The 9079-nt window shown below is 66.4% G+C and carries 8 protein-coding genes and 1 pseudogene; 4 read left to right on the top strand and 5 right to left on the bottom strand.

Going from position 1 to position 9079, the window contains the following annotated elements:
• The 3 genes and pseudogenes from HC022_RS13225 to HC022_RS13215 all read right to left on the bottom strand — a co-directional run.
• Positions 1-186, bottom strand: a pseudogene (locus tag HC022_RS13225) (DNA recombination protein RmuC); the annotation flags it as partial.
• Positions 183-2066 carry a DNA mismatch repair endonuclease MutL gene (gene mutL, locus HC022_RS13220; RefSeq protein WP_167452751.1) on the bottom strand — a complete coding sequence of 628 codons (1884 nt, stop codon included), beginning with the start codon at positions 2064-2066 and terminating at the stop codon, positions 183-185. The pseudogene HC022_RS13225 and the gene mutL, both read right to left, overlap by 4 nt.
• A 384-nt stretch (positions 2067-2450) precedes the next feature.
• Positions 2451-3677, bottom strand: a complete 1227-nt coding sequence (locus HC022_RS13215) for a urate hydroxylase PuuD (protein WP_167452750.1) — start codon at positions 3675-3677, stop codon at positions 2451-2453.
• 275 nt (positions 3678-3952) lie between these two features.
• Here HC022_RS13215 and HC022_RS13210 point away from each other — a divergent pair, with 275 nt between their 5' ends.
• A complete protein-coding gene (locus HC022_RS13210; protein WP_089955918.1) occupies positions 3953-4327 on the top strand; it encodes a rhodanese-like domain-containing protein in 375 nt (124 codons plus the stop codon).
• A 154-nt stretch (positions 4328-4481) separates the two neighbouring features.
• Positions 4482-5141 carry a metal-binding protein ZinT gene (locus tag HC022_RS13205; RefSeq protein ID WP_167452749.1) on the top strand — a complete coding sequence of 220 codons (660 nt, stop codon included), beginning with the start codon at positions 4482-4484 and terminating at the stop codon, positions 5139-5141.
• Between the two features lie 42 nt (positions 5142-5183).
• Here HC022_RS13205 and HC022_RS13200 read toward each other — a convergent pair whose 3' ends face one another.
• Both HC022_RS13200 and HC022_RS13195 read right to left on the bottom strand, forming a co-directional pair.
• Positions 5184-6584: an aspartate aminotransferase family protein gene (locus HC022_RS13200; protein WP_167452748.1), complete on the bottom strand. Its 1401-nt coding sequence runs from the start codon at positions 6582-6584 to the stop codon at positions 5184-5186.
• Positions 6585-6718: 134 nt separating this feature from the next.
• Complete coding sequence (locus tag HC022_RS13195; RefSeq protein WP_167452747.1) at positions 6719-7381, bottom strand: GntR family transcriptional regulator; 663 nt, start codon at positions 7379-7381, stop codon at positions 6719-6721.
• A 150-nt stretch (positions 7382-7531) separates the two neighbouring features.
• Here HC022_RS13195 and HC022_RS13190 point away from each other — a divergent pair, with 150 nt between their 5' ends.
• On the top strand, positions 7532-8617 hold the full coding sequence (locus HC022_RS13190) for a polyamine ABC transporter substrate-binding protein (protein WP_167452746.1): 1086 nt from the start codon (positions 7532-7534) through the stop codon (positions 8615-8617).
• 71 nt (positions 8618-8688) lie between these two features.
• A partial coding sequence (locus HC022_RS13185; protein ID WP_167452745.1) for an ABC transporter ATP-binding protein occupies positions 8689-9079 on the top strand: 391 nt, incomplete at its 3' end.

Below are 9079 nucleotides of genomic sequence, written 5' to 3'. Positions count from 1 at the left end.
GGCGAGCCGCTCCTGCCCCTCGCCCAGTGCCTCGACCCGGCGCGAGAGCTGCATCAGCGGCTGCGCCATGCGCCCGGCGCGGTTGGCGGCGCGGATCGCCAGCAGCATGACCAGCAGCAGCACCCCCAGCACCGCCGCCAGCAACAGCCGCGGGTCGTTCAGAACTGGCGCCAGAGTCTCGGTCATGTGCGCCCGAACAGCCGCTCGATGTCCGAGAGCTTGAGCTCGACATAGGTGGGGCGGCCGTGGTTGCACTGGCCGGAATGCGGCGTGGCCTCCATCTCGCGCAGCAGCGCGTTCATCTCTTCGGCGCGCATCCGGCGGCCCGAGCGGATCGACCCGTGGCAGGCGACGCGGCTGAGGATGGCCTCGATCTTCTCCTGCACGAGCTGGCTCGAGCCGTAGTCCGCGAGCTCGTCGAGAATGTCGTTGAGCAGCGCCTTGGCGTTGACCTCGCCGAGGATCGCGGGCGTCTCGCGCACCGCGACGGCGCCGCCGCCGAAGGGCTCGACGGTCAGCCCCATGCGCGACAGCTCGTCGGCGACGGACAGAAGCCGCGACAGGTCGTCGGCCGAGAACTCGACGATCTCGGGGATCAGCAGCGCCTGCGCCGCGACGCCGCGCTCGGCCATCTGGCGCTTGAGCTTCTCGTAGACCAGCCGCTCATGCGCGGCGTGCTGGTCGACGATGACCACGCCGTCTGCGGTCTGCGCGATGATGTAATTCTCGTGCACCTGTCCGCGCGCGGCACCGAGCGGCAGCGCCTCGGCGGGCTGCTCGGGCTCTTCGACCACATCGACCCGGCCGGAGTAATCGCGCGAGAACTCGGCAAAGCCCGACGTCGGCTGCGGCGCAGGCGGGGTGTATGGCTGAGGCGCCGGGGCCTGCGCCCGCCAGGCGCTGGAGAGCGCCCCCTGCGACGGGCGGTCCATCTGGTAGACCCGCGGCGCGGCGGCGGGCTGCGGCTCGGGCCGCATCGCGCCGAGCGTGGCGCCCGCGACGGTGGTCGAGGCACGGTGCCCGGCCTCGGCCAGCGCGTGGCGCAGCGCCGAGACGATGAGCCCGCGCACGATGCCAGGGTCTCGGAAGCGCACCTCGGATTTCGCCGGGTGCACGTTCACGTCGACCTTGTGCGGGTCGCAATCGACGAAGAGCGCCACCGCCGGGTGCCGCTCGCGGCTGAGGAAATCCGCGTAGGCGCCGCGCAGCGCGCCGTGCAGCAGCCGGTCCTGCACCGGACGGCCGTTGACGAAGAGATGCTGCGCCACCGAGGAGCCGCGCGAATAGGTCGGCAGCGCCGCGAGCCCGGTCAGCCGGAAGCCCTCGCGCTCGGCGTCGATGGAAAGCGCGTTGTCGGTGAACTCGGCGCCCATCACCTGCCCCATCCGCCCGCGCAGCGCGTCGAAGAGATCGCCCGAGCAGGGGTCGGCGCGGAAGGTGACGCGATCCTTGCCGTCGCTCACGTCGCGCAGGGTGAAGCCTACCGAGGGCTCGGCCATGGCAAGCCGCTTGATGACCTCGGAGATCGCCTGCATTTCGGCCCGGTCGGTGCGCAGGAACTTGAGCCGCGCCGGCGTCGCGTAGAAGAGATCGCGCAGGGTCACCACGGTGCCGCCGTTCAGCGCGCAGGGCTTCACGCCGCCGGTCTGCCCGCCCGCGACCGAGATCTCGGCGCCCTCCTCGCCCGCGGCCCGGCTCTGGATGGTCAGCCGCCCGACCGCGCCCAGCGAGGGCAGCGCCTCGCCCCGGAAGCCGAAGCTGTGAATGTCGAGCAGGTCGCTGCCGTCGATCTTCGAGGTGGCGTGCCGCGACAGCGCCAGCGGCAGCTCGTCGGCGCGCATGCCGCAGCCGTCGTCGGTGACCCGGATCAGGGTCTTGCCGCCGTCCGCGATCTCGATCGCGACTCGGCGCGCGCCCGCGTCGATGGCGTTCTCGACCAGCTCCTTGACTGCCGAGGCCGGCCGTTCGACGACCTCGCCCGCCGCGATACGGTTGATCGCGGACTCATCAAGCTGCCGGATGATGGGACGGGATTCAGGGCTGATATTGGGGGCGTGGGTGTTCATCCCACTATACCTAGCAGCCGATCCGCGATTCTGAAACGGGGGAATGTGGCCTCCTCGGCGGGGCCCTTTGCCCATAGAACCAAAGTATCGGTCGGAGCGTTAACGAAACAATGTTACCCTGTCGCCGAGGGTGGTCGCAGTATTGCTGCATCCGTCACTCGAGCAAAAAAACGCCAAATTACTGGAGAAACAAGATGCCCGTTACACGCTTCGCATACGAGACAATCGCCGCATTCTACGGCGAGAGCTTTGCTCAGACCTGGTTCCGCCCGGTGTCCGCCGTTTTCAAGAACAGCTGACGCGCTGCGCTTCACGACCTGAAAGACCCAAGGATCACCCGCCGCCGACTGCCGCGGATGACCGCCCAGAGGGCTTTGAAACGCCCTAGCCTTCCGTCGCCGCCCTGAACCAGCGACGAATGACGTCACGCTCGGAATCTTCCATGAAGGACAGGTTCGCGGGCGGCATGGCCCGGCTCAAACCGGCCTGCAGATATATGGCCTTCGCGTTCTCGGCGATGCCCTTCGCACTGTCGAGATGGACACCCTTTGGTGCCCAGTAGAGGCCCTCCCACCCCGGCTCGGCGCTGTGACACATCGAACAGCGGCCCAGAACGATGTCCTGCACCTCGGCAAACCCCTCCGCCTCGGCATAGCGCCGCGATGGCCCCTCGGCCTCTGCCTCCCAGTCGCTTTCGCCCGGCAGCGACAGCGTCGAGAGCCACATGATCGCGAGGAACAGCAGCGCCGTCACCAGCCACGTCCAGTAGGGCAAGCCCTTGCGCGCGTGCATGGTGTTGAAGAAGTGCCGGATGGTGACCCCCATCAGGAAGACGAGGCTCGCGATGATCCAGTTGTACTCGCTCGCAAAGGCCAGCGGGTAGTGGTTGGACAGCATCAGGAACAGCACCGGCAGGGTGAGGTAGTTGTTGTGGGTGCTGCGCTGCTTGGCGATCTTGCCGTATTTCGGATCCGGGATGCGGCCGTTCTTGAGATCCTCCACCACGATGCGCTGGTTCGGCATGATGATGAAGAATACGTTCGCCGTCATGATCGACGCGGTGAAGGCGCCCAGATGCAGCAGCGCCGCGCGGCCCGAGAACACCTGCATGTAGCCCCAGGCCATCGCCAGCAGCACCACGAAGAGAAACAGCATCAGGCGGTTGTTGTCGTCGCCGAACGTCGACTTGCAGAGGACGTCATAGGCCAGCCAGCCGACGCTCAGCGACAGCAGCGAGATCAGGATCGCGCCCCAGATCGGCAGGTCCATGACCCGCGGGTCGACGAGGTAGAACTCGGCCCCGAGGTAGTAGACCAGCACCAGCATGGCAAAGCCCGAGAGCCAGGTGACGTAGCTCTCCCACTTGAACCACACGAGGTCCTCCGGCATCCGCTCGGGCGCCACGAGGTATTTCTGGATGTGGTAGAAGCCGCCGCCGTGGACCTGCCACTCCTCGCCATCCGCCCCGGAGGCAAGGTTGCGGTCGCGGTGCAGGCCGAGATCGAGCGCGATGAAATAGAACGAGGATCCGATCCAGGCGATGCCCGTGACAACGTGCAGCCAGCGCACGGCGAACTCGACCCACGCTTCCATCGCGATGAAATCCACCATGTCCCGCCTCCGTCGTCTTGTTCTTTTCGTGCTGCATGCCGCGCAAACGGCCGTGGCCTTTCCCTTTTAGAGACCCCGGTTTCGCGCCGAACGCATCCCGAAAAGCGTGCCCACGCTCGGGGAGGAGGCATTCCCCCGTGCCACTGCCCGTCCCGTGATCATTTCCCGCCAGATGCGAACCGCCCGCGCCGTCTCGTCGCATCGCCCTTGAAGGAGGGCCGGATACATCCAATTTGTGGAATGAATATCCCGCAACCGCCGAAAGGATCCGCGCGATGAAAACCGAACAGGTCGGAGACGCCCTTCTCGAGACATGGACCGTGGACGAGGTCGCCGCCGCGTTCAACCGCAACGAGATCATTCTGATCGACGTGCGCACGCCCCAGGAGTTCATGTTCGAGCATATCGAGGGCGCACTCCTGATGCCGATGGCCTTCTTCAACCCCGACAAGCTGCCCGGACAGAGCGAGAAGCGCATCGTCTTCCATTGCGGCTCGGGCGTCCGGTCCGAGCGCGTGGCTCGCAGGGCGATCGACGCGGGCCTTGCCCGGATCGCCCATATGGAAGGCGGGTTCGGCGCCTGGAAGGGCGCCAAGAAGCCCTACATCGGCACCAACATGGCGACCGGCGCACCACATCTGGTGAGCTGACGCGCGTTTTCTTGAGTGACGCCATGACGATGGAGGATGGGGCGCCCTGGACGGGCGCCCTTTCCTGTCTTTGCGGGATTGCCAGAGGGCGGGGCGGCGGGTATCCGAGGTGTGTTACGATATAACATACCGAATCAATCCGGAAGGATCCTCCATGTCCAAACCCCTTCTCGCCCTCGCCCTCGGCGCCTCGCTGCTGGGCCTGCCCGCCGCCGCGGAATCCCACGATCACGCTCATGACCACGCGGACGCGCAGAACCACGAACACGCCCATGGGGATGACGACATCTACCGCGGCTATTTCGACGACGCGCAGATCGCCAACCGCGCGCTGTCGGACTGGGAGGGCGACTGGCAGTCGGTCTACCCGCTGCTGGGCGACGGCACGCTCGACCCGGTGATGCAGCACAAGGCCGAGCACGGCGACAAGAGCGCCGAGGAGTACCGCGCCTATTACGAGACCGGCTACGCCACTGACGTCGACCGCATCCTGATCGAGGGCAACGAGGTGACCTTCTTCGGGCCTGAGGGGTCGGTTTCGGGGAGCTACGCGGATGACGGCTACGAGGTGCTGACATACGCCAAGGGCAACCGCGGCGTGCGGTTCATCTCCCGCAAGGACGCGGGCGACGCGGCCGCGCCCGCCTACATCCAGTTCAGCGACCATATCATCGCGCCGCAGAAAGCCGGGCACTACCACCTCTACTGGGGCGAGGACCGCGCGGCACTGCTGGAGGAGGTGACCAACTGGCCGACCTATTATCCCGCGTCGCTGACCGGGAACGAGGTCGCCGCCGAGATGATGGCCCACTGAGACCAGGGCGCGGCGCCCTTGCCGGGCGCCGCGCAATCCGGATCAGGAGCGGCTGGCCGCGACCATCAGCCCCTCGGCCTTGAGCCGGGCGTGGCATTCGTCGAGCGACTTCCAGGCGCGCGCGATCAGCACGTCGATCTCTTCCCGGGTCAGCACCAGCGGCGGCGAGATGATCATGCGGTCGCCGACGTGGCGCATCACCAGGTTGTTGGCGAAGCAGCGCTCGCGGCAGATGTAGCCCACGGTGCCCGCCTCCGAGGCAAAGGCCGCACGGCTGGCCTTGTCCGGGGTCAGCGCGATGGAGCCCATGAAGCCCACGATCTTGGCCTCGCCCACCAGCGGGTGCTCGGTCAGGCTCTCGAACTTCTGCTTGAGATAGGGGCCGGTCTCTTCGCGGACCTTCTCGACGATGCCTTCCTCGTCGAGGATGCGCAGGTTCTCGAGCGCCACGGCGCAGGCCACCGGGTGACCCGAATAGGTGTAGCCGTGGTTGAACTCGGTGCCCGAGATCACCTCGGCCACCTCGTCGGACAGCACCGAGCCGCCGATCGGCTGGTAGCCCGAGGACAGGCCCTTGGCGATGGTCATGATGTCCGGCGTGATCCCCATGGTCTGCGAGCCGAACCAGTTGCCGGTCCGGCCGAAGCCGCAGATCACCTCGTCGGCGATCAGCAGGATGCCGTATTTCTTCACGATGCGCTCAATCTCGGGCCAGTAGGTCTCGGGCGGGATGATCACGCCGCCGGCGCCCTGCACCGGCTCGGCGATGAAGGCCGCGACCTTCTCGGGGCCGATCTCCTCGATGGCGGCCTCGAGCTGGCGCGCGCGCTCCAGCCCGAACTCCTCGGGGCTCATGTCGCCGCCCTCGGCCCACCAGTTGGGCTGGTCGATGTGGTGCACGCCCGGCACCACGCCGCCCTGCCCGTGCATGCCCTTCATGCCGCCGAGCGACATCGAGCCCAGCGACGAGCCATGGTAGGCGTTCCAGCGCGAGATGATGACCTGCCGCTCGGGCTGGCCCTTCTCGGCCCAGTAGGTGCGCACGAGGCGGATGTTGGTGTCGTTGGCCTCGGACCCGGACGAGGCATAGAACACGTGGTTCAGGTTGCCCGGCGCAAGCTCGGCGATGCGGGCCGAGAGCTGGATCGCCGGGACGTGAGTCGTCTGGAAGAACGTGTTGTAATAGGGCAGCTCCTCCATCTGGCGCGGGGCCGCCGCGGCAAGCTCCTTGCGGCCGTAGCCGATGTTCACGCACCAGAGCCCCGCCATGCCGTCGAGGATGCGCTCGCCCTCGCTGTCGGTGAGCCACGAGCCCTCGGCACGGGTGATCACCCGCGCGCCCTTCTTGGCCAGATCAGCGCCGGTGGTGAACGGGTGTACGTGGTGAGCGGCGTCGAGCGCCTGCAATTCGGCGGTCGGGGTGTTGGTGGAAATGAGCGTCATGGCCGCGTCTCCTGAATCGTCGAGGGGTTTGCGCGGCAGAATATGATCAAATTATTTGCTGTCAATCGAATCGCTCACTCACGGCCCGGTTGCCGCGTCAGGCGGACGTTACGGCAGCGCGCCGGAGGCGATCGTCACACCGCCCGCAGCGCCGCCGAGATCTGGTCCATGCCCTGACGGACGTCCTGCTCCATGGCCTTCGCCGCGGCGTCGGGATCGCCGGCCTCGAGCGCCGACAGGATCGCCTTGTGCTGGTCCGGCAGGTTGCGCGTACCGAACTGGCCGCAGACCACCCGCAGCGACGGCCCGAAGCGCAGCCACAGCCCCTCGACGAGGTCGGTGAGAATCGGCGCCGCGGCCACCGCGTTCAGTTCGGCGTGGAACTGGTGATTCTCCACGAGGTAGCCGTGCACGTCGCCCTTGGAGATGGCCGCGTCGAGCCGCGCGTCGGTCTCGCGCAGCCGCTGCACCTCGCCGCCCTGACAACGCAATGCCGCCCTGCGGGCAAGCTGCGGCTCGAGCGCCACGCGGGCCAGCGTCAGCTCCTCGACCGAGGCCACGCCAAGCACCGGCACGATGATCCGGCGATTGCCCTGAAACACCAGCGCGCCCTCGGCGATGAGCCGGCGTAACGCCTCGCGTACAGGGGTCATTCCGACCTCGAGCCGTTCGACCAGACCCTGGATCGTGACCGGCTGTCCCGGCTCCAGCTCGCCGAACAGAATCATGTCCCGCAACTGGCGGTAGACGACCTCGTGGGTCGGCAGTCCAGCACCGTCTGCTCGCATGTTCACCATCTGCCTCCCGTTTGACCAAACCGCCCGCGAACCCATCTTGCACGCTCAGGCGGGCCATGAAAACATCTCGCATGTTGCCATGCGCCGCAACATTTGATCAAATCCAAAGGCCACGGGGCGACAAGACCCCCTGTCCAACGGGAGCACATGATGAAGAAACCCCTTCTGAGTTTCACCGCGATCCTCGCACTGTCGGCCGGAATGGCCCAGGCCGAGGAAGTCCGCGTCTACAACTGGTCCGACTACATCGACGAGAGCCTGCTGGCCAAGTTCGAGGAAGAAACCGGGATCGACCTGATCTACGACGTGTTCGACAGCAACGAGGTCCTCGAGACCAAGATGCTCGCGGGCGGCTCGGGCTACGACGTCGTGGTTCCGACCGGCACCTTCCTGCAGCGTCAGATCATGGCCGGCGCCTTCCAGCCGCTCGACAAGTCGAAGCTGCCGAACATCGAGAACATGTGGGACGTGATCTCGGAGCGGACCTCGAAATACGACCCCGGCAACGAACACGCCATCAACTACATGTGGGGCACCACCGGGCTTGGCGTGAACGAGGCCAAGGTCAAGGAAGTGCTCGGCGAAGACGCGCCCGTGACCTCGTGGGATCTCGTGTTCAAGGCCGAGAACATGGAAAAGCTCGCCTCCTGCGGCGTGATGTTCCTCGACGCGCCGTCCGAGATGATCCCGGCCGCGCTGAACTACATCGGCGAGGATCCCGACAGCCATGACCCCGAGGTCATCGCCAAGGCCGAGGCGGTCTACGACCCGATCCGCCCCTACATCCAGAAGTTCAACAGCTCGGAGTACATCAACGCTCTGGCCAATGGCGACATCTGCGTCGCGGTCGGCTGGTCCGGAGACATCCTGCAGGCCCGCGACCGTGCGGCCGAGGCCGACAACGGCGTCGAGATCTCCTACTACGCCCCCGACGAGGGCGCGCAGATGTGGTTCGACATGATGGCCATCCCGGTCGACGCGCCGAACCCGGACGCCGCCCACAAGTTCCTGAACTTCATCATGGACGCCGAGAACATGGCGGCGGCATCGAACTACGTCTACTACGCCAACGGCAACCTCGCCTCGCAGGAATTCCTCGCCGAGGACGTGATCGGCGATCCGGCGATCTATCCGACGCCCGAGGCGATGGAGAACACCTTCACCACGACGCCGTGGGATCCGAAGGTCCAGCGCGAGGTCACCCGCCTCTGGACCAAGATCAAGTCCGGCACCTGAGCCGCGACCCGATGACAGCCCGCGCCGGAGACCCGGCGCGGGCGTTTTGACCTGACAGGATCCGATCCCGCATGGCCCAGACCGTCTTTGCCCCATGGACGGACACCGATCAGAAACCACTGATCGAGTTCCGCAACGTCACCAAGAGTTTCGGCGACTTCACCGCCATCGACAATCTGTCGCTCAAGATCTACGAGCGCGAATTCTTCGCCCTCCTCGGCCCGTCCGGATGCGGCAAGACCACGATGATGCGGATGCTCGCCGGGTTCGAGTCGGTGACCAGCGGGAGCATCCTGCTCGGCGGCCAGGAGATCTCGGACGTGCCCCCGAACAAGCGCCCCGTGAACATGATGTTCCAGAGCTACGCGCTGTTCCCGCACCTGTCCGTCTGGGACAACATCGCCTTCGGGCTCCGGCGCGAGAGCCGCGACAAGGCCTTCGTCGAGGAGCGCGTCGAGGAGA

The organism is Salipiger sp. HF18 (genome assembly GCF_011806505.1).
In the GTDB taxonomy this organism is placed as follows: Bacteria; Pseudomonadota; Alphaproteobacteria; order Rhodobacterales; family Rhodobacteraceae; genus Salipiger; species Salipiger thiooxidans.
This window is presented reverse-complemented; position numbering and strand designations above follow the sequence as displayed.

Coding starts and splice junctions, on each gene's coding strand:
- HC022_RS13200 (WP_167452748.1), bottom strand. CDS start 6,584: ATGACGCTCATTTCCACCAACACCCCGACCGCCGAATTGCAGGCGCTC.
- mutL (WP_167452751.1), bottom strand. CDS start 2,066: ATGAACACCCACGCCCCCAATATCAGCCCTGAATCCCGTCCCATCATC.
- HC022_RS13215 (WP_167452750.1), bottom strand. CDS start 3,677: ATGGTGGATTTCATCGCGATGGAAGCGTGGGTCGAGTTCGCCGTGCGC.
- HC022_RS13210 (WP_089955918.1), top strand. CDS start 3,953: ATGAAAACCGAACAGGTCGGAGACGCCCTTCTCGAGACATGGACCGTG.
- HC022_RS13195 (WP_167452747.1), bottom strand. CDS start 7,381: ATGGTGAACATGCGAGCAGACGGTGCTGGACTGCCGACCCACGAGGTC.
- HC022_RS13190 (WP_167452746.1), top strand. CDS start 7,532: ATGAAGAAACCCCTTCTGAGTTTCACCGCGATCCTCGCACTGTCGGCC.
- HC022_RS13205 (WP_167452749.1), top strand. CDS start 4,482: ATGTCCAAACCCCTTCTCGCCCTCGCCCTCGGCGCCTCGCTGCTGGGC.